Genomic DNA, 20687 nt, shown 5'->3' with positions numbered 1-20687 from the left:
TTACTCCTGAACGATCAACACCGGGACGGTTTCAAGCTTCATCTCCCGCGCAACCGCCAACCGGTGATTGCCGTTCACTACTGGGTAAAACCCGCCCGCCATGGGGCTGACATGGATAGGCGGCAAATATTGCCCGTCCATAATTCCCGACTTGATCGCATCGAAACGTTCCTTGATCAGCTCCCTTCCATTGGTCGTCAGCAATTGCGGGTTAATCTGCCGGACGTTGGCCTGGAGCGCAGGGTCCACCCGCCACGTTTTCTCGACGGCGTGATCGTAGAATCCGGAGATGCTCACCCGATTGTTGGTAAAGGCGTCCAGATAAATATCGTCATACACATCACGCAACGCCAAACTTGCGGCGCCATCGCGGGTTGTGTAGACGAAAAGTGGTGCACCGTCATCCATCGCTGTTTTTATCAAGCTGAGCTGCTCCGGGGTGGCGCTGAGGTTATTGGCCTGGATGACCTCTTCCAGAGCTGTGGAGGATTTGACCTGAGCCCCCAGCCTTGTGTGGACCGGCTTTGCGAGGGGGCTTCTTATCGCGCCCCGCCCCGACATCGGATACCCCACCCTGCCATTGACCCTTTGCAACGCAGCCGTGGCCGATCGCCGGACGATCAAGGGCGGCCCATACGCCATGCCGGATTCGATCAGATAATGCCGGCCCAAGGTGCCAGACACGGCGTTGGATAGCTGGCGGACTGGCACGTTCTGGATTCCGTTGACTTCGGCCAGCGTGTCAAGGGCACTGGTGCCACGCCATTGAGCGGGGACGGTGATGGTGGGAATACCCGACACATGACGCAAGCGCCCTGTCAGGTCAGAGGCCGGCACTGCATAGCTGCGCAATCTGCTGGCCAGCGCGTGAAAGGCGTTTAGATCAAATGCTTTTGCCCCTGCAAGCCTGTTCACCGCGCCGGGCATAAACGTGCCCGCAGTCTTCATTGCACGTTGGAACTGAGTGGACCGCATGATGACCTCGGTCGACAGCGAGGCGAACCGTGGCAAAACCTTTGCGATGAACGGCTTTCCTGCCCTGAATGCCAGTTGGATCGTACCCTGCAGAAGCTTGAGAGCAGGTATGCCAAATGTCAGTACCTCAAGTGCGCATACGACGGCTGGGGCTTCGCCTGTGATGATCGAATTGATACAACTGAGCCCCGGCACGATCAGCGCGAGCTCGCGCAAAACGGTCGGGTAGTTGTTGGCGACTTCCTCAGAACCCGTTTCATGCCGGAGTCGCTGATAGGCGTCATGGGGGTAGAAAAACAGGTGGTGGCTGGCGACGGCGATCGAAATGGCGTTTAAACGAGGGGAGGTGAGCGGCGTGGGTATGTCGTTATCAGGCTCCTCGATAGGGGCGAGCTCAGTGATGACTTCGCTGATGACCAAAGACACTGCGCCGCTCACCGGAGCGGAAAGCGAGGCGTAGGCGTTCCAATCGACGCCGATCTCGCTGCCAGAGACGACTTCCAGAAATGAAGGCAGGGCAGACGGATGAGCGTGCTTGCGCTTGGTCGGTATCGCCATCCTGGCGTGCCGGATGGCTATGCCTTTCAACGGGAAGAGTTCGTAGAAGAACGAGGTGTTCTGGTAGCTACATTCAAGGATAAAGCCATACCGGCCTCGCGCCCGCTCCCTATCCTGAACGCTCTCCTTGCCCGCGATTTTTCCTGTGAACGTTCGCAGCGTATGAATCTTCACCCTTCCGTAGTGCAGCGCCCGTCGATCCTCTTCCGGTATTTGCGCCCACAGGCTGTCGATAATGAACGTGTAGGCCAGCCTGGACTGAGCCTCATAGAGTCGGTAACTCCCTTCAAACATCAGCGGAATGTCGATGCCTTCGAGCTGATGAGCGATGCTTCCAAACGCCCGATTGACCAGCACTTGGTCATGGGGCGAGACGGGTTGGAATTTATCCATCCCATTTTTCATGTGACCTGCTGCGAAGACGTCCAGCAGGTAAAACTGGGCGCCTGAGTAGATGTCCTCGCTGCGCAGGGAGTAGTCAAACCTGTCCGCAATGTTCACGGGGTGCATGATCCGTTTTTTTATCTGCTCAGCGCTGTCCCCGAAAAGTTGGTGCAGCTTCTGCAGTGCCATCTGCACGCGATCAGGCGCCTCACGCGTCAGCCCCTCCGTCGCGCTTACGCCGTTCGCGATATGAGCATCCAGAGCGGATGCCGCCGTGGCCAGTTCCGATAACGAGTAGTCCGTGCGCGCCTTGCCGGATAACACCCCGTTGGCGATCGCCCACGTCAGACTCGGACCCACCCGGGTGGCGGCGATCAGCATCAGCTCTTCAGGGGCGGCTGCTTCGCTCAGCGTCATAGGCAAATGAATCAACGCCTCGAACGTAAGCGTCGCCGCTGCGGCCGGATCCAGCGCGTTGGCGAGGGATACACCGTGAATGAAATTTGCCCATGGCGCCGTGCCGTGGCGCAGGTCTTCGTCAATGCCCTGAACCATAAAATCGGGGAGGGCAGGCGTCAGGATGTGCAGCGCCAACTCTGGAAGTGAGGTTTTGGCCGAGAGTGCAACGAGCAATTGCTCTCGACGCTGCGGGTAGGTCAAACCCCAGTTTTGCGGCCCCTCCAAGTCATAGCCCGCTATGTAGTCCCGCCGCTGTTGTCGTGGAGGGTTGAGCTCCAGCATCAGCGCTGCCCAGACCAAGTGCTGTCGGATGACTGGAGCCGTGGTTTCGCCCTCGTCACCTCCATACCACTTCAGCGCTGAGAGCAGTTGCCTGGCGAGCGTGTCGGCTTGAGCCGAGCTGATCATTTGTTCGAGGACGATGCTCAGTTGCTGCGCTCGCTTCGCGTTATCGTGGCTTAGCGTCGATGGGGGTAAATGTGGCGCCGCAAGCAATAAAAGCAGTGTGTGCTTCCGTGCCGAGTGGGCGTCCTGTGACACTTGTGACTGCACGAAACCCTTCACTGTCTCGCTGATGGTCAGTAAGTCGTCGAACTTGAGGAGTGCGTCGACCCGCTGAGGCAGCGTCATCACGCGGGCGGGTTGCTCTGCGTCATTCAAGCGCGCACCCGCACTCAGCAACATCCACGTCTGACAGTCTTCACGGTACAGCGGGTGCCATTCGCGCAGTATCTGCTCGCGGTTTGTCGGCTCGCTGGCGCCTTTGTCACTTCCTTGAGCGGGGGCATTGGGCGACACAACGTTGAAGCGGAAGTTGTCCGAATCGAACTCCACTTCGTATGTGTGGCCGTCAAGCTCGATGAACAGCAGGCCGTCGATGTTGTACACGCCGTTGAAGGGCCCGACGTCCTCAAGTGCAACGTGCCCGATCAGCGACTGCGCGCTGACGTAGGGCTCCAATAGATCTGCCGGGGGTGCCAGCGCTGCATCCGGCTGCTCGCCGGGCAAAAGGAGTACCAATGAGGGTTCTGGTTGAACGGTTAGCGAGGTATTGCGATGCAGCGTCGACATAAAAGGTCTCGAAATAATGAGCGAGACCTACGGTGTTCAGATTCTGAGTGCGTTGCTGTCATCTGGCAGCGATAAGGCAGGTCGGATCTGTCTGACGCGTCTGTGGGGGCGGTTTAAGGCCAGCCGTAAAAAAGCCCCGCCGGGCAAGTGAACCGGGCGGGGCTGTTTGCAGTGGCAATCAGTGACGCTTGCGATTGCTGATCAGCGTGCCGACGCCGGTATCGGTGAAAATTTCCAGCAGCACGGCATTCGGCACGCGGCCGTCGATGATGTGGGAAGTGTTCACGCCGCCCTGCACCGCTTCCAGTGCGCAGCGGATCTTCGGCAGCATCCCGCCGTAGATGGTGCCGTCGGCGATCAAGCCATTGACCTGCTCGGTGGTCAGGCCGGTCAGCACTTCGCCTTCCTTGTCCATCAAGCCGGCGATGTTGGTCAGCAGCATCAGCTTTTCAGCCTTCAGGGCTTCAGCGACTTTGCCTGCGACCAGATCGGCGTTGATGTTGTAGGACTCGCCATCAGCGCCTACTCCAATGGGCGCAATAACCGGAATGAAATCGCCCTTCACCAGCATGTTGAGCAGGTCGGTGTTAATGCCGACGACTTCACCCACATGGCCGATGTCGATGATTTCCGGCTTGAGCATGTCCGGGGTCTGGCGCGTGACGTTCATCTTTTTTGCACGAATCAGCTGCGCGTCCTTACCGGTCAGGCCGATGGCGCTGCCGCCGTGGCGGTTGATCAGGTTGACAATGTCCTTGTTGACCTTGCCGCCCAGCACCATCTCCACCACGTCCATGGTTTGCGCATCGGTGACGCGCATACCGTCGATGAAGTGGCTGTCGATGGACAGGCGCTTGAGCAGGTCGCCAATCTGAGGGCCACCGCCGTGAACCACGACCGGGTTGATGCCCACCGCTTTCATCAGCACGATGTCGCGGGCGAAGCCGTTTTTCAGCTCATCGCTCTCCATGGCGTTGCCGCCGTACTTGATAACAAGCGTCTTGCCGACAAAGCGTCGGATGTAGGGCAACGCTTCGGAGAGGACCTTGGCGGCATTGGCTGCGGCATCATGTTCGAGGGTCATTTGGGCTCCACTCAAAATAGGGTCAAAAAGGAAGTTCTAGATCCGGTGCTACGTGTTTCAACTGGGTGTGGAAGACGTCCTTGATCCGCTGCAGCTCTGGCTCGGTTTCGGCCTCGAAGCGTAACACCAGCACTGGCGTGGTATTGGACGCGCGAATCAGGCCCCAGCCTCTCGGATAATCGACCCGCACACCATCAATGCTGGTGAGGTTGGCGTTGCCCCACTGGGCGTCGCGCTCCAACGCTTCCATGATGCTGAACTTGCGGGTCTCGGTGACTTTGACGTTGATCTCCGGGGTCGAAAAATCGTTCGGAAAGGTCAGGAAAAGCTCCTCGGCGCTGAGTTTTTCCTGACTGAGGATTTCCAGCAGGCGCGCTGCGCTGTAGATGCCGTCGTCGAAACCGAACCAGCGCTCCTTGAAGAATATGTGTCCGCTCATCTCGCCGGCCAACAAGGCGCCGCTTTCTTTCATCTTCTTTTTGATCAACGAATGACCTGTCTTCCACATCACCGGGCGGCCGCCGTATTCGTGGATCAACGGTATCAGGCGGCGCGTGCATTTGACGTCGAAAATCACGTCAGCCCCGGGATTGCGCTTGACCACATCGCGGGCAAACAGCATCAGCAGGCGGTCGGGGTAGATGATAGTGCCGGCGTTTGTGACGACACCGACACGATCAGCATCACCGTCAAAGGCCAGGCCGAGATCGGCACCGGTTTCCCGGACCTTGGCGATCAGGTCCTGGAGGTTCTCCGGCTTGCCTGGGTCAGGGTGATGGTTGGGGAAATTGCCGTCGACCTCGCAGTACAGCGGAATGACTTCGCAGTTGAGCGCTTCGATCAATTGCGGGGCGATCACGCCGCCTGCGCCGTTGCCGCAGTCCACCACCACTTTCATGCGCCGCGCGAGCACGACATCGCCAATGATCTCGCTGGCATAACGGTCGAGGATATTGACCTTGATGATGCTGCCCTTGGCAGAAGGCAGGTCATTGGCCTTGATGCGTTCATGCAGCGCTTGAATCTGTTCGTCTGCCAGTGTGTCGCCGGCGATGACGATCTTGAAGCCGTTGTAATCTTTCGGGTTGTGGCTACCTGTCAGCATGACACCCGTTCTGCCCGCCAGCACATGGGTGGCGTAATACAGCGCGGGGGTAGGCACCAACCCGATGTCGCTGACGTGGCAGCCGCTGTCATGCAGACCCTTGATCAAGTCCGCGACCAGCGCAGGGCCTGATAGTCGGCCGTCGCGGCCCACAGAAACATGCGGCTCGCCCTGCGCCAGGCTTTCTGCACCGACGGCTCGGCCGATCCAGTAGGCGGTTTCGGTGCTCAGCGTATCGCCGACGATGCCGCGAATGTCGTAGGCGCGAAAAATCGTCTCCGGAAAAGGCGGGGCGATGGAGGCGGTGTTGCTCATGGCGTGGGATGGCTCCGACTTCGAGAAGTCCTGGGGTTCATCGATCAAGTCAAGGTCCAGAATATCGGTGTCCTGGAACAGCGGGTCGGTCAGGTGGTCGTCCTCCGACGCAACCGGAAGGAGCGGCGCGGCGCTGTGGGGCGGTGTCCCGGTTGGCTGACCCTGCTCTGTCGCTCCGGCTGCTGCTGGATTATTGCGCAGTGAGAACCGCGCCATGCTCTGGGCGAGCCCGTTCAGCGCGGGCAGGCTCAAGCCGAAGGCTTTGACGGCCTTGCCTCCGGAGAGCTCTTGCAGCAGTTGCTCGAGCTGTCGCGCATCAGCCGCCACCCGGCGCTTGAGTGCACTCTCGTTCAGATACAACCCCAACAGCATCGCCCCGGCGGCAACCAGCAAGGCGAGCAGCAGCATCAGCCAAGGCGTCGAGCCTTGCAGTGCGGGGCCGGCGGCAAAGGTCAGTTTCCAGTTAGGGTAGCCGGTGGAGAATTCCTGGGGACGGCTGCCATCGTCCTCGCCACGGGTGAGAAAACTCTGTGCGGTGGCGTTACCGAACTGCTGGACGAGCACCACCTGACCCGCATCGGCAGGCGTTTCGGGGAGTGCGTTGATCAGGCGCTGCGGGTTGAACGCCAGCAACAGGGTCCCGGTGATCGGCGCGTCTGGCGCCGTGCGCAGGGGCGCTGCGCTGTAGATCAGCCATGTGTCGCCGACCTTGCGAGCTTCAGGGGCAGGGGTTTCGCCCTTACCAGCCTTGGCCAGCATGTCCAGCGTGGCGAAGCTGATCGGCAGCGCGCTTTGGGTGTCGACGCCGTTGAACCCTAAGGGGTTAAGCCGTGCGCCCACCACGCCGTCGCGATAACGCAGCTGCGTCTGCGCGCTTTCAATGACCGACGGATTGTTGCTCAACAGGGCCTGGCCCAGCGCGGGGTCCATTGCAGCGGTTTGGGTGTCGGCGTTGATCTGGCGCAGCGCCTTGTTGACGGCCCCGGCCTGTGCGCTTCCCCAGGCCTGAACCAGTTGCTCCTGTTGCTGAGGCTGGCTTTGAATGGCGAGCCACACCAGCACCATTGCAGCCAGGAGGCCAATGAGCGAAGGAGTGACGCCGGGGGTCGATAAACTCAAATTGGCGTCTTTACTGGCCGCGTCTGTCGTTTCCGGCGTGAGGGTCGCTTTGGCCGTGCGTTTGATGCCTTTCAAACTAACTCTCCCTGCTGGGTCGTCCTGACGCGTTCTTGTTGTTACGCACCGCTCAAAGCCCGTCAGACTCAAAGCAGTGCGCTAGCCAAAGTGAGTGTTTGTGGCCGGATCAATGGCTGCCGGAGTGACCGAAGCCGCCAGCGCCACGCTGACTTTCATCGAAATCTTCGACGATTTCAAAGTGCGCCTGCACCACCGGCACCAGTACAAGCTGCGCCAGACGCTCGCCGATGGAAATCTTGAAAGCAGTCTGGCCGCGGTTCCAGCAAGAGACCATCAGCTCGCCTTGATAATCGGAGTCGATCAGGCCCACCAGGTTACCCAGCACGATGCCGTGTTTATGGCCCAGGCCCGAGCGCGGCAAGATCAGCGCAGCCAGGCCAGGGTCTGCGATGTATATCGACAGCCCGGTAGGAATCAAAAGGGTCTGGCCGGGTTCGAGCAGGGTGTCTTCTTTCAGCATGGCGCGCAGGTCCAGGCCGGCCGCGCCTGAAGTGGCGTAAGCGGGAAGCGGGAATTCGCTGCCAATGCGAGGGTCGAGGATCTTGGCTTGTAGAGCGTGCATTCGTGATTAAACCTGGTTCATGCGATCGGCAATAAAAGTCACCAGCTGCCGCGCGATCTTGGCTTTGCTGGTCTGGGCGAAGAGCGTCGCTTGCAACGCTCGGTCGATCACGCTGCAGGCGTTTTCTTCGCTGTTGAAGCCAATAGTGGGATTGGCGACGTCATTGGCGACGATCAGGTCAAGGTTCTTGTCCTTGAGCTTGCGAGCGGCGTAATCAAGCAGGTGTTCGGTTTCGGCCGCGAAGCCGACGCTGAACGGGCGATCCGGGCGCTGGGCAATGGTGGCGAGAATGTCCGGGTTACGGACCATCTGCAGCAGAAGACCATCGCCGGTGGTGGGATCTTTCTTCAATTTCTGTGTGGCGACGACTTCCGGCCGGTAGTCCGCAACGGCTGCGGAGGCGATGAAGAGATCGCAAGGCATGGCGTCTTCGCAGGCGGCGAGCATGTCGCGGGCACTGACAACGTCGATGCGCGACACCCGGTCAGGCGTCTGCAGGTTCACCGGGCCGGTGATCAGAGTGACACGCGCACCCGCTTCGGCAGCGGCTTCGGCCAGGGCGAAACCCATTTTTCCGGAGCTGTGGTTGGTGATGTAGCGAACCGGATCGATGTTTTCCTGGGTCGGGCCGGCGGTGATCAACACGTGCTTGCCGGTCAGCGTCAGGCGCTGGAAGCAATCGGCGGCTGATTGCGCCAGGTCATTGGGTTCGAGCATGCGCCCGTAGCCGACGTCGCCACAGGCCTGGCTGCCGCTGGCCGGGCCAAACATGCGAAAGCCGCGCTGTTCGAGCAATTGCAGATTGGCCTGCACGGAGGGGTCGCGCCACATGGCCTGATTCATCGCGGGCGCGACGGCGACGATAGCGTCGGTCGCCAGCACCACGGTGGTCAACAGATCGTTGGCAATGCCTTGGGCCAGACGGGCCATAAGGTCGGCGGTACCCGGTGCGATGAGGATCATGTCGGCCCACTTGGCCAGCTCGATATGGCCCATGGCAGCTTCGGCTGCGGGGTCGAGCAAATCGAGGTGAACCGGGTGGCCGGACAAGGCCTGCATGGTCAGCGGGGTGATGAATTCAGCGCCGCCTTTGGTCATGACGACGCGGACTTCCGCACCGTGGTCGCGCAAACGGCGGACCAGTTCGGCGCTCTTGTAGGCCGCGATGCCACCGCCGACGCCGAGAACGATGCGTTTTCGATACAGCCGCTGCATAGGCCTGCCTTTAGGTCGGTTAACACGCGGCAATCATTACGCCTCCCCAGGCCTGACTGTCGCGCAAAAAAGAGCGGCTAAGATAGCACAGCGACCGCACGGGAACAGCGGCGCCACAGACAGGGAGCTGCTATGAGTATTCGCGATTGGCCGGCGGCAGAGCGTCCGCGGGAGAAGCTGCTGGAACGGGGGGCGTCGAGTCTGTCGGACGCTGAATTGCTGGCGATTTTCTTGCGCACGGGCGTCTCGGGGAGAAGCGCCGTGGACCTGGCCCGGCACCTTTTGCATCAGTTCGGCAGTCTGCGTGCGTTGCTCGAAGCCAACCTGACGGCATTCAGCAGCGAACTGGGCCTTGGGCCCGCCAAGTTCGCGCAGTTGCAGGCGGTCATGGAAATGGCCCGGCGCAACATGGGCGAGGATTTGAAGCGCGATTCCGTCCTGGAAAATCCGACTCAGGTGCGGCGCTACCTCAAAGCGCTGTTGCGGCACGAGCAGCATGAAGTCTTCGGCTGCTTGTTTCTCGACAGCAAGAATCGGGTTCAGACCTTCGAAGTGCTGTTTCACGGCTCGATCAACACGGCGCATGTCCATGCGCGGCAGGTGGTCAAGCGGGCACTGGCCCACAACTCGGCGGGCTTGATCCTTTGTCATAACCATCCTTCCGGCGTCAAAGATGCCAGCGAAGCCGACATTGACCTGACGCGGCATCTGAAGCAGGCGCTGGCGCTGGTGGACGTGGTGGTGCTGGATCACTTGATCATCGGCGACGGCGATCCGTTGTCGATGGTTGAGTATGGGTTGATGTAGCGGCATTAGGACTGGCTAATCACGGAGATTCTAGGGCTGGCCGCCGAACGAATGTAGGACCGGCTTTAGCCGGGAGACGCTGGCGGTCACACCGCAAAACTATCGGTGTGCAAACCGGCCTCTTCCCGGCTGAAGCCGGTCTACGGGGAACGTGCGCTTACTCCGGAGTCTTGGCGAATTACTTCACGGATACCTTTGAGAAATCCTGACGACCAAACGGGCTGACGCTGTAGCCCTCGACGTTCTTGCGGATCAGGGCATAGGCCGTTGGATGTGCGAGCGGCAGCCACAGTGCCTGCTTCTGGATCTGCTCTTGAGCCTGGTGATACAGCTTGCTGCGCTCGGCCTGATCGGTCACCGCTTTACCTTTGCTGATCAGCTTGTCCAGCCCTTCGTCGCAGTAGCGGGCAAAGTTGGTGCCGGACTTGACCGCGGCGCAGGAGAACTGAGGCGTCAGGAAGTTATCCGGATCGCCGTTATCACCCGACCAACCCATGAACAGCAGGTCATGCTCACCGGTTTTGGCACGGCGAATCAGCTCACCCCATTCAATGACTTTGATCTCTGCCTTGATCCCTACCGCGGCCAGATCGCTCTGCAGCAGTTGAGCACCGGCGTTCGGGTTGGGATTAAGCAAGCTACCCGACGGCCGAGTCCAGATCGTCGTCTTGAAGCCGTCTTTCAGCCCGGCCTTGGCCAGCAGTTCCTTTGCCTTCGCCACATCATGCTTGTAGCCCGGCAGGTCATTGGCGTAGCCCCAGGTGTTAGGCGGATACGGGCCGTTGGCCGGGCGCGCCGAACCCTCGAACACCGCTTTCAGGTATGTGTCTTTGTCGAACGCCAGGTTGATTGCCTGACGCACTTGCGGCTTGTCCAACGGCGGATGCTGACTGTTGATCGCCAGGAAAGCGGTCATGAAGGCGTCGGTTTTTTCGACCCTCAAGTTTGAATCCTTCGCGGCCTCAGCGACGTCCAGCGGCTTGGGAGAAAGGGCAACCTGGCATTCATTGCGGCGAATGCGTTGCAGGCGAACGTTGGCGTCCGGGGTAATCGCGTAGACCAGCGTATCGACGGCGGGCTTGCCGGCGAAGTAATCCGGATTGGCCTCGTAACGCACCACCGAGTCTTTCTGAAAGCGTTTGAAGACGAATGGGCCGGTGCCGATTGGCTGGCTATTAAGCTTCTCCGGAGTGCCGGCCTTCAACAGCTGCGCGGTGTACTCGGCGGAATAAATAGAAGCGAAACCCATGCTGAGCGTCGCCAGAAAAGTCGCGTCCGGGTGATCCAGAGTGATGCGCACTGTGTTGGCGTCGGTCGCTTCGACTTTCTTGATGAGCGATGGCCATTGCATGGATTGCGCGTGGGGGAAGCCCTGCACAGCGACCTTATTCCACGGATTGGCCGGATCGAGCATGCGCTGGAAGCTGAACACCACGTCATCAGCGTTGAGCTCACGCGTGGGGGTGAAATAGTCGGTGTGATGGAATTTCACGCCAGCGCGAAGTTTGAAGTCGTAGGTCAGCCCGTCAGGCGACACATTCCAGCTCTGCGCCAGGCTCGGGACAAGCTTGGCGTCCTTGGCGTCATAGTCCACCAGGCGATTCATCAGCACGTCGGCCGACGCGTTCGTGGTGGTCAGCGAGTTGTACTGCACCACGTCGAAGCCTTCGGGGCTGGCTTCCGTGCAGACGCTCAGCGTCGTTGCCGCCTGGGCCAGTAATGGCGTGGACAGGGACGCGAGCAACAGGGGTAGAACGGCTAGGCGCATGGCGATTTTCCTTTCAGAGAGAGCCCATCTGCCGGCGCAGTCTGGAGAGTCAGTAACCCTAGACCATCGATTGGCGCAGAACAATCGCCGCTGCGCGACGAGTGGTATATTTCCCGCCGCGCCTAACGCCGCTGGCGTTACCGGGTTGAATGACGCGGCTATCTGGCAGGCAATTCGTGGTTTGTGTTGTTGCACCGGGGGCTTTCTGGTATAAAGCAGCGCTCTTTTCTAGGGGCCCGCTGCCTTCACCGCAGGTGTGGCCGGTAAGACCCCTGAAGAAACGCGGCGCCTGGCGCCAAATGACTGAGAGATTAAGCGGCCAACCCATGCCGGGTTGGGCATGTGGTTTTAGAGGGCTGAGGCATGTCGAGAGTATGTCAAGTTACCGGTAAGGGTCCGGTAACCGGGAATAACATTTCCCACGCAAACAACAAAACCCGTCGTCGTTTCCTGCCAAACCTGCAGCATCACCGCTTCTGGGTTGAAGAAGAGAAACGCTTCGTACGTCTGCGCGTATCTGCTAAAGGCATGCGTATCATCGACAAGCGTGGTATCACGGTTGTTCTGGCCGAAATCCGCCGTGCTGGCGCGAAGGTCTAAGGGAGAAAATCATGCGTGAATTGATCCGTTTGGTGTCGACCGCTAACACCGGCCACTTCTACACCACCGACAAGAACAAGCGCACGACTCCGGACAAAATCGAAATTAAAAAATTCGATCCGGTTGTTCGTAAGCACGTGATCTACAAAGAAGCCAAAATCAAGTAATTGATTTTTGCGTCTTACAAAAAAGCCCGCAGCGATGCGGGCTTTTTTGTGGGCGATCATTCAGGCCTTCTGTTCGAACACCACATAGATCTTGCGGCATGCCTCCAGCACTTCCCACGTGCCTTTGAATCCTGCGGGAATCACAAATCGATCGCCCGCGCGCAGGGTTTTCGATTTGCCTTCTTCGTCGCGAAGGACCGAGACGCCCTGCACGATTTCACAGTATTCATGCTCGGTGTAGTTCACTTTCCACTGACCGACTTCCCCTTCCCAGACACCTGCATTCAGCTGCCCGCATGGGCTGTTGTAGTGGTTGTAAACCGTCTGGTTAGGCTCGCCTTTGAGAATCTTTTCAGCGGCAGGGGTGAAACGCTCCGCTGCGGTAGTGGCTTCGCTGAAGTCGACGATGCTTTCGATGCTCATATCTGATTCCTGAAGTGGGCGCTGCGTGATTGTTGCTCGCCGAGGGCCGGATGGAAAGCGCAGGCAAGCCCGGGCGGCTGTTGAATAAAATGCACGATCCGGTCAGGTTTCGCCCACTTATGTCCAATATATTGGAAATTCGCCCAATGCTGGTTTAGGGTGGCGAATGCCTTCGGCCGATCCGATGACGCGTCAGGCCCTGTCCTGAAGCCCGATTGGAGTGCGAAGACGCGCCTATTTCATTAGAGGAGGACGTTTCATGACCACCCTGACTCATGCTGACTGGGAACAACGCGCCCAGGATCTGAAAATCGAAGGCCGTGCTTTCATCAACGGTGAATACACAGACGCCGCATCCGGCTCGACGTTCGACTGCATCAGTCCGGTCGATGGCCGCTTCCTCGCCCATGTCGCCAGTTGTGACGCCGCCGATGCGCAACGCGCCGTCGAAAACGCCCGGGCTACGTTCAATTCCGGCGTCTGGTCGCGTTTGGCGCCGGCCAAGCGCAAGGCAGCCATGCTTCGTCTGGCCGCGCTGATCAACGAGAACGTCGAAGAGCTCGCGCTGCTCGAAACCCTCGACATGGGCAAGCCCATCAGCGACTCCTACGGCATCGACATTCCCGGTTCCGCTCAGGCGTTGAGCTGGAGCGGCGAGGCCATCGACAAGCTGTATGACGAAGTGGCGCCCACGCCGCACGATCAATTGGGCCTGGTGACTCGCGAGCCGATCGGTGTTGTAGCGGCCATCGTGCCGTGGAATTTCCCGCTGTTGATGGCTTCCTGGAAGCTGGGTCCTGCGCTGTCGAGCGGCAACTCGGTGATCCTCAAGCCGTCGGAAAAATCCCCGCTGACAGCGATCCGCGTCGCTCAGCTCGCCATTGAGGCCGGTATTCCGGCCGGCGTGCTGAATGTGCTGCCCGGTTACGGCCACACCGTGGGTAAAGCGCTGGCGCTGCACATGGATGTCGACACCGCTGTGTTTACCGGTTCGACGAAGATCGCCAAGCAGTTGCTGATCTACTCGGGCGAATCGAACATGAAGCGCGTCTGGCTGGAAGCCGGCGGCAAAAGCCCGAATATCGTTTTCGCCGATGCGCCAGATCTGCAAGCGGCGGCGGAATCCGCGGCCAGCGCCATTGCTTTCAACCAGGGCGAGGTCTGCACGGCCGGCTCCCGCCTGTTGGTCGAGCGCTCGATCAAAGAGAAATTCCTGCCGATGGTGATCGATGCGCTGAAAGCCTGGAAGCCGGGCAATCCGCTTGATCCGTCGACAACCGTTGGCGCGCTGGTCGATACCCAGCAAATGAACACCGTCCTGTCTTACATCGAAGCCGGCCACACCGACGGCGCCAAGCTGGTCGTGGGTGGGAAGCGCATTCTTCAGGAGACCGGCGGCACCTACGTCGAGCCGACGATTTTCGACGGCGTGACCAACGCCATGAAGATCGCGCAGGAAGAGATCTTCGGGCCGGTGCTGTCTGTACTGACCTTTGATACCGCTGAAGAAGCCATTCAGATTGCCAACGACACGCCTTATGGCCTGGCTGCGGCGGTGTGGACGGCTGACTTGTCCAAGGCGCATCTGACCGCGAAGGCGTTGCGCGCGGGCAGCGTGTGGGTCAACCAGTACGATGGCGGCGACATGACAGCGCCGTTTGGTGGCTTCAAGCAGTCCGGCAACGGGCGCGACAAGTCGTTGCATGCGTTCGATAAATACACCGAGCTGAAGGCGACGTGGATCAAGCTGTAAGCGGCCGCGCGCGCTTCAACACTCAGTCGCTGTAAAAAACCAATGCAGCCGGGCTTACCTCAAAGCCCGGCTGTTTTGTTTCGTTCTTTTGAGCCACAGGAGCGTGGTGATGCGTTGGGGTACTTATTTCGCTGTGCTGGCCTCGGTGTTGAGCGTCGGCCTGGCGTTGGGCGTGAGCATGCCGCTGGTGTCGCTGCGGTTGGAAGCCTGGGGTTACGGCGCGTTTGCCATTGGCGTCATGGCCGCGATGCCCGCGATCGGCGTGTTGGTGGGCGCCAGTCTTGCCAGCAGGCTCGCTTCAAACCTCGGCACCGCCAACCTGATGCGGCTGTGCCTGTGGGCCGGGTCGGTTTCCGTAGGTTTACTGGCGTTATTGCCCAATTACTGGATCTGGCTGGTTCTGCGACTGATGCTCGGCATGATCCTGACCATTGTGTTCGTGCTCGGCGAAAGCTGGATCAACCAGTTGGTCATCGAACGGCTGCGCGGCAAGCTGGTGGCGCTATATGGCAGTTCTTACGCGCTGAGTCAGTTGGGCGGGCCGGTGCTGCTGGGCTTCATTGGCACGGAAGCCGATTACGGGTTCTGGGTCGGCACCCTGTTGCTGGCGGTATCGCCGCTTTTATTACTGGGCAGAACAGGCGCGCCGAGCGCGGAATCCAGCCATGTAACGCTGCGCGATCTCGGCGGCTTCTGTCGGAGTTTGCCGGCCATTGCGTGGGCCATCGCGTTGTTCGCAGGATTTGAAGCGATGATTCTGACCTTGCTGCCGGTGTATTGCCTGCAGCAGGGGTATACGCCCGACGTGGCCCTGGCGATGGTCAGCACCGTGGTGGTGGGTGACGCGCTTCTGCAACTGCCGATTGGTGCGCTGGCCGACAGGGTGTCGCGTCGGCGACTGTTTTCGGGTTGTGCGCTGGTGCTGATGGTGTCGAGCCTGGCGATTCCGATGCTGGTCGACACCCTCGCCATCTGGCCGCTGTGGGTGCTGTTCGGCGCCAGCGCGGGCGGGCTGTTCACCCTCTCGCTGATTCTGATTGGCGAGCGTTACCGCGATGACGCCCTGGTGCGCGCCAATGCCCACGTCGCTCAGCTCTGGGGGATCGGTTACCTGCTCGGCCCTTTGGCGGCTGGCGCTGGTAGTCAGTGGGTCAGCGGTCAGGCGCTGCCCTTGCTGATGGCGGCTGGGGCGCTGGGGCTGGTGATCCTGTCCCAGCGCCCCAAGGCTTTTGGGGCACAAGCGGTGTCGGCTTAAAGCATCTTTTCCAGGCCGATGGCCGTGCTGAACCAGGCGTTCATCCGGCGCCACCAGTCGCCGGGTTCACTGGACAGCGTGTGGATTTTGCCGTTGTCCTCTGTCACCCACACCAACCGGTCATTCTCGAGCTTGACCTGATAGCTGATGGCCGGCGCCATACCCTGAAGCGCCAATTCGCGCAGGTATTCGGTCAGCTCGGGGCTGTCGACCAGCACACCGACTTCGGTGTTCCACAGTACTGACCGTGGGTCGAAATTGAACGAACCCACGAACATCTTCTGTCGATCAAAGATCATCGCCTTGCTGTGCAGGCTCGACTCCGAGCCGCCCTTGATCAGGTTTGTGCGCAGAAATCTCGGGCCGCTGCCTTGAGCGTTGCTCGGGTCGCCTGGCTGCCGGCGCAGCTCGAACAGCTTCACGCCGTGTTCCAGCAGCGCGCGGCGGTAAGGCGTATAGCCGCCGTGCACTGCGGGCACATCGGTAGCCTCCAGCGAATTCGTCAGCAGGTTCACCGACACGCCTTTATCGGAGAGCCCGGTCAGGTACACCAAGCCTTCCTGCCCGGGCACGAAGTAGGCCGAGATCAGCATCAGCTCCTTATGCACGTTGCCCAGATCAGGGCTCAGTTGGGTCGCCAGCAGCAGGTGCGGGTCAGGCTCGCCCCGTGACAGCACCTTCGTGGGGGCGTCCCACAAGGCCTGGTTGTGCGCCCAGATCAGCTCATTGAGCCAGGTCTTCATGCGCGGGTGAGTCCGATAGTCCATCAGCCGTTCATACAGGGCCTTCTTCTCAACGTGGGCCTGATCCAGCGACTCGGCCAGCAGTGCGCGCGCTTTGGTCAGGTCCTTACGATCGGGCGGCCAGTAGAGAAAGTCGTTGATCGGCTTGCTGAGCGTGCTGTTCCAGTACTGATCGAAGCTGTGACCCAGCTGTTCGGCCACAGGCCCCACACTGAGCATGTCGATGTCGGTGAAATTCAGATTGGGTTCGGCGTCGAAATACTCGTCACCCAGATTGCGTCCGCCGACGATGGCCACGGCGCCATCGGCTAGCCACAACTTGTTGTGCATGCGTCGATGCTGCTGGGACAGATTGAACAGCCGGCCCAGATTACGGGTGGCGCCCATGCTGCGGCCCAGATTGAGCGGATTGAACAGGCGAATCTGAATGTTCGGGTGCGCAGCGAGTGTGGCGATGACTTCATCCAGCCCGTCGCTGGTGGTGTCGTCCAGCAGGATGCGCACGCGAACGCCGCGATCGGCAGCTTTGAGCAATTCGTCAACCAGTGCCCGCGTGCTCAGGCCGTCGTGAACGATGTAGTACTGCAGGTCCAGGCTGGTTTTGGCGTTGCGAATCAGCTCGGCGCGGGCCATGAAGGCTTCGGTGCTGTTGGGCAGCAGGCGGAAGCCCGAACGGCCCTCGTGAGGCGCCGCCTGGGCCATGATCGAGCGGCCGAACGAAGACTGCGCCGCTGGCAGCGCCTGACTCGGGCCGTCGGGGGCGGGCGTGTGCGCACAACCGCTGAGGCCGAGGGCGAGAGCCAGAAGGAGGGGCACCGCCCGTAAGTTCGTCAACGCGATCATCCGAAAATCAGTCATGGCGATATGACCGCGCTTTCTCCTAAAGGTTAAAAGCCCCAAAAGGTTAAAAGCTTCAGAAGGTTTAGCTGCAAAGGTCATGCAGGGTCGGTCCGCTGCATGAGCAACGCCGTGGCAGCCCCGACCTTGCGCACAGCATCTTCGACTTGCGCGGTTGGTTTGGCGGCGAAGTTCATGCGCAGGCAATTTCTGTATTTGCCTGACGCTGAAAAGATGCTGCCCACGGCAATCTGTACGCCTTGCCCCTGCAACGCGCGGTTCAGGCGCAACGAGTCGAAGTCCTCCGGCAATTCGATCCACAGCATGAAGCCGCCTTGGGGACGGCTCACACGGGTGCCCTCTGGAAAATAACGCGTGACCCAGCCGGTCATCAGGTCGCGACTGCGCTGGTACTGGCCACGCATCCGGCGCATATGCGGCTCGTAGTGCCCGGCCTTGAGAAAATCGGAAATCGCCAGTTGCGGCTGGGTCGCGGTGGAGCCGGTGCTGATGTATTTCATGTGCAGGGCGCGATCAAGGTATCGCCCGGGGGCGACCCAGCCGACGCGCAATCCCGGCGCCAACGTCTTGGAAAACGAGCTGCAGAGCAGGACGCGGCCGTCTTCATCGAAGGATTTGATCGTGCGCGGGCGAGGGTAGGTGTAGGCCAGGTCGCCATACACATCGTCTTCGATGATCGCCACATCGAAGCGTTGTGCGAGGGTCAGCAGTGCGCGTTTGCGGTCCTCCGGCATGATGTAGCCCAGCGGGTTGTTGCAGCTCGGGGTCAGTTGAATGGCTTTGATCGGCCACTGTTCCAGCGCCAGCTCCAGTGCGTCGAGGCTGATGCCGGTAAGCGGGTCTGTCGGGATTTCCAGGGCTTTCATGCCCAGCCCTTTGAGCGCCTGCATGGCACCGTGAAAGCTCGGTGAGTCGACTGCAACGATGTCGCCCGGTTGGCACACCGACCGGATGCAGATCGCCAACGCTTCCTGAGCGCCAGTGGTGATCACCAGGTCGTCCGGGTCGATGTTGGTGCCGGAGTCCAGCAGGAGGCGCGCGACTTGTTCCCTCAGGCAGCGCCGGCCGTGGATGTTGTCGTAATACAGCCCGGGCATGTCCGAGCGGCGGCTGATCCTGCCCAGCGCCTGGGTCAGTGGGCGCAAGGTCGGGCTGGTGACGTCGGGCATCCCGCGACCCAGTTGAACCACGTCCGGGCTGGGAGCAGCCCTAGCCAGTTCCAGCACTTGATCCCACTGGGAGATTTCCACCGGGCGTTGCGCGGGCCGGCCGATCGCAGGCAGGGCAGGCGTCTTGCGGTCAGCCGGTACGAAATACCCGGACTTGGGGCGTGGCAGTGCAAGGCCGTTGTCTTCCAGCAATCGATACGCCTGCTGCACCGTGCTCAGGCTGACGCCGTGCTCAAGACTCAACGCACGCACCGAGGGCAGTCGGTCCCCGGGCCGATAAAAGCCGTTTTCGATGCGCGTGCCGAGTAATTCGGCGAGGTTGACGTAGAGGGTCATGGCGTAATCCCACAAGGCGGAACGATCGGTAACCGATACAGATGTGGGGAAAATACAGCATTCAGCCCGGTTAGAAACCAATCTGTATGCAAAGAATAATAATTCTTTGGATCTGTAATGGTTTTCCATACAGACACATCATGAATTCACTCGAAACCCACCATGAGGTGTCTGGAAATGAGCGGAATAAGTGATGTTCGATTAACGCTGTATGCCGGTGAGCTGGTCCGGGAGCAGGACGGGAGCTCGCGCATTGGTGCGCCGGAAGGATTAGGGATGTGGGGGCTGTTTCAGCATCGCCTGGCCAGTCGGCGCGCGTTACTGAAGCTGACTGACGAGCAGCTGAAGGATATTGGCTTGAGCAGTGAGCAGGCGCGCCATGAAGGGCTCAAGCCGTTCTGGCGCGAATGAAGCCCTTAACGCAGTCGGCCTCACAGGGGCGGGTTTCTTTACACGAGTTCTTTGAAACGGTGCCACAACATACCCAGCGCCAGCAGCGGCGAGCGCAAATGTTTGCCGCCGGGGAAGGTCATGTGAGGGACTTTGGCAAAGAGCTCGAACCCGCCGCTGTGTTGGCCGCTGATCGCCTCAGCCAGTAACTTGCCCGCCAGATGCGTCGCGTTCAAGCCATGCCCCGCATACGCCTGGGCGTAGAACACGTTCGGATGCGTGTGCAGTCGCCCGATCTGCGGCAAGCGGTTGGCGCCGATGCCGATCATTCCACCCCACTGAAAATCGATTTTCACGTCTTTGAGCTGAGGGAACACCTTTAGCATCTTCGGCTGCATGTATGCGGCTATGTCGCTCGGGTCCCGGCCTGAGTAGTGACAAGCGCCGCCGAACAGCAGGCGTCGATCAGCCGACAGCCGAAAATAGTCGACCGCCACGCGCTGATCGCACATCGCGGTATTGCGTGGAATCAGCTGGCTGGCGAGCTCTTCGCTCAGTGGCTCGGTGGCGATGACGTAACTGCCGGCGGGCAGGACCTTGCCGCTCAACTCCCCATCTAGCGCATTGAGATAAGCGTTACAGCCCAGCACCAGCGTGCTGGCGCGCACCCGCCCTTGAGCTGTATGAATATTGACCTCTGCCCCGTATTCCAGCCGCGTCGCCGCCGAGTGTTCAAACACCTGCACGCCCAGTGACTGGGCGATGGCGGCTTCTCCCAGCGCCAGGTTCAGCGGATGCAGATGGCCCGAGCCCATGTCCAGCATGGCACCGGCATAGTTGGGCGAGCCGATGACGCTGCGGAGGTTGCCCGCTTCAATCAATTCAAGCGGGTGTCGGTAACCCAGGCTGCGCAATTCTTCTGCGTCTTTGGCAAAACCCTCGAATTCCTTGGGCTTGTTCGCCAGATCGCAGTAGCCCCAGGTCAGGTCGCAGTCGATCTGGTATTTGTTGACGCGCTCGCGGACGATTTCCACCGCTTCGAGGCCCATCAGCTTGAGCTGACGAACGCCGTCCTCGCCGATGATATTGCTGAACTGGTCTACATCGTGGCCGACGCCACGGATCAGCTGCCCGCCGTTGCGACCGCTAGCGCCCCAGCCGACCTTGTGTGCTTCCAGCAGCACCACCTTCAAGCCGCGTTCAGCCAGCTCGATCGCTGTGTTCAGCCCGGAAAACCCGCCGCCGATGATGCAGACGTCGGTTTTGATCTCGCCGTGCAGAGCAGGGTAGTCAGCCTGAGGATGGCGGGTGGCGGCGTAGTAAGAGGCCGCGTGATCAGACAATCCGGGCTGGGGAGACCGAGCATTCATGTTGAATATCCCGAGAGCACTGTTTGGAAAATTTTACGGAGGGTAGCGGGGTCAGGGTGCCCGGGCAAGAAAATGCCGGTGGATCATCAGCCGGGTGTCAGTCGCAGCGGCGCTGGGGCACAA

The 20687-nt window shown here is 60.2% G+C and carries 16 protein-coding genes; 6 read left to right on the top strand and 10 right to left on the bottom strand.

From position 1 onward, the window contains the following. The 5 genes from AC3ISG_RS24400 to coaBC form a co-directional block, all read right to left on the bottom strand. The gene (locus AC3ISG_RS24400) at positions 1–3447 is read right to left on the bottom strand and encodes a ParB N-terminal domain-containing protein (protein ID WP_489298172.1); all 3447 of its coding nucleotides are present in this window, start codon (positions 3445–3447) and stop codon (positions 1–3) included. A gap of 178 nt (positions 3448–3625) precedes the next feature. Next, positions 3626–4531, bottom strand: a complete 906-nt coding sequence (gene argB, locus AC3ISG_RS24395; protein WP_122534167.1) for an acetylglutamate kinase — start codon at positions 4529–4531, stop codon at positions 3626–3628. Between the two features lie 22 nt (positions 4532–4553). Continuing rightward, entirely contained in the window at positions 4554–5951 is a 1398-nt protein-coding gene (locus AC3ISG_RS24390) for a phosphomannomutase/phosphoglucomutase (protein ID WP_489299583.1), read from the bottom strand. A 1303-nt stretch (positions 5952–7254) separates the two neighbouring features. Continuing rightward, the gene (gene dut / locus AC3ISG_RS24385) at positions 7255–7710 is read right to left on the bottom strand and encodes a dUTP diphosphatase (RefSeq protein ID WP_489298171.1); all 456 of its coding nucleotides are present in this window, start codon (positions 7708–7710) and stop codon (positions 7255–7257) included. Positions 7711–7716: 6 nt separating this feature from the next. Continuing rightward, positions 7717–8925, bottom strand: coding sequence for a bifunctional phosphopantothenoylcysteine decarboxylase/phosphopantothenate--cysteine ligase CoaBC (gene coaBC, locus AC3ISG_RS24380; RefSeq protein ID WP_122534165.1), 1209 nt, complete (start codon positions 8923–8925; stop codon positions 7717–7719). Between the two features lie 132 nt (positions 8926–9057). Here coaBC and radC point away from each other — a divergent pair, with 132 nt between their 5' ends. Further along, complete coding sequence (radC, locus tag AC3ISG_RS24375) at positions 9058–9732, top strand: RadC family protein (RefSeq protein ID WP_122534164.1); 675 nt, start codon at positions 9058–9060, stop codon at positions 9730–9732. 178 nt (positions 9733–9910) lie between these two features. On the opposite strand, the gene AC3ISG_RS24370 is transcribed toward radC, so the two are convergent. After that, positions 9911–11500, bottom strand: a complete 1590-nt coding sequence (locus tag AC3ISG_RS24370) for an ABC transporter substrate-binding protein (protein ID WP_489298170.1) — start codon at positions 11498–11500, stop codon at positions 9911–9913. Between the two features lie 363 nt (positions 11501–11863). Here AC3ISG_RS24370 and rpmB point away from each other — a divergent pair, with 363 nt between their 5' ends. After that, complete coding sequence (rpmB, locus tag AC3ISG_RS24365) at positions 11864–12100, top strand: 50S ribosomal protein L28 (RefSeq protein ID WP_037016669.1); 237 nt, start codon at positions 11864–11866, stop codon at positions 12098–12100. Positions 12101–12111: 11 nt separating this feature from the next. Next, on the top strand, positions 12112–12267 hold the full coding sequence (gene rpmG, locus AC3ISG_RS24360; protein WP_010225867.1) for a 50S ribosomal protein L33: 156 nt from the start codon (positions 12112–12114) through the stop codon (positions 12265–12267). A 60-nt stretch (positions 12268–12327) separates the two neighbouring features. Here rpmG and AC3ISG_RS24355 read toward each other — a convergent pair whose 3' ends face one another. Then, positions 12328–12690 carry a cupin domain-containing protein gene (locus AC3ISG_RS24355; RefSeq protein ID WP_074893116.1) on the bottom strand — a complete coding sequence of 121 codons (363 nt, stop codon included), beginning with the start codon at positions 12688–12690 and terminating at the stop codon, positions 12328–12330. Positions 12691–12949: 259 nt separating this feature from the next. Here AC3ISG_RS24355 and AC3ISG_RS24350 point away from each other — a divergent pair, with 259 nt between their 5' ends. Both AC3ISG_RS24350 and AC3ISG_RS24345 read left to right on the top strand, forming a co-directional pair. Then, positions 12950–14443 carry an aldehyde dehydrogenase gene (locus AC3ISG_RS24350; RefSeq protein WP_489298169.1) on the top strand — a complete coding sequence of 498 codons (1494 nt, stop codon included), beginning with the start codon at positions 12950–12952 and terminating at the stop codon, positions 14441–14443. A gap of 109 nt (positions 14444–14552) precedes the next feature. Further along, on the top strand, positions 14553–15698 hold the full coding sequence (locus AC3ISG_RS24345) for an MFS transporter (RefSeq protein WP_489298168.1): 1146 nt from the start codon (positions 14553–14555) through the stop codon (positions 15696–15698). Here AC3ISG_RS24345 and AC3ISG_RS24340 read toward each other — a convergent pair. Both AC3ISG_RS24340 and AC3ISG_RS24335 read right to left on the bottom strand, forming a co-directional pair. Next, the gene (locus AC3ISG_RS24340) at positions 15695–17284 is read right to left on the bottom strand and encodes a phospholipase D family protein (protein WP_489298167.1); all 1590 of its coding nucleotides are present in this window, start codon (positions 17282–17284) and stop codon (positions 15695–15697) included. The genes AC3ISG_RS24345 and AC3ISG_RS24340 overlap by 4 nt on opposite strands. Positions 17285–17376: 92 nt before the next feature. Next, positions 17377–18804: an aminotransferase-like domain-containing protein gene (locus tag AC3ISG_RS24335; protein ID WP_489298166.1), complete on the bottom strand. Its 1428-nt coding sequence runs from the start codon at positions 18802–18804 to the stop codon at positions 17377–17379. 177 nt (positions 18805–18981) lie between these two features. Between AC3ISG_RS24335 and AC3ISG_RS24330 the strand changes: the two genes are divergently transcribed. Continuing rightward, complete coding sequence (locus AC3ISG_RS24330; RefSeq protein WP_489298165.1) at positions 18982–19215, top strand: DUF1127 domain-containing protein; 234 nt, start codon at positions 18982–18984, stop codon at positions 19213–19215. 38 nt (positions 19216–19253) lie between these two features. On the opposite strand, the gene AC3ISG_RS24325 is transcribed toward AC3ISG_RS24330, so the two are convergent. After that, complete coding sequence (locus tag AC3ISG_RS24325) at positions 19254–20564, bottom strand: NAD(P)/FAD-dependent oxidoreductase (RefSeq protein ID WP_122534157.1); 1311 nt, start codon at positions 20562–20564, stop codon at positions 19254–19256. Positions 20565–20687 lie beyond the last annotated feature (123 nt).

It is taken from the genome of Pseudomonas sp. GL_135, assembly GCF_057834665.1.
This window is presented reverse-complemented; position numbering and strand designations above follow the sequence as displayed.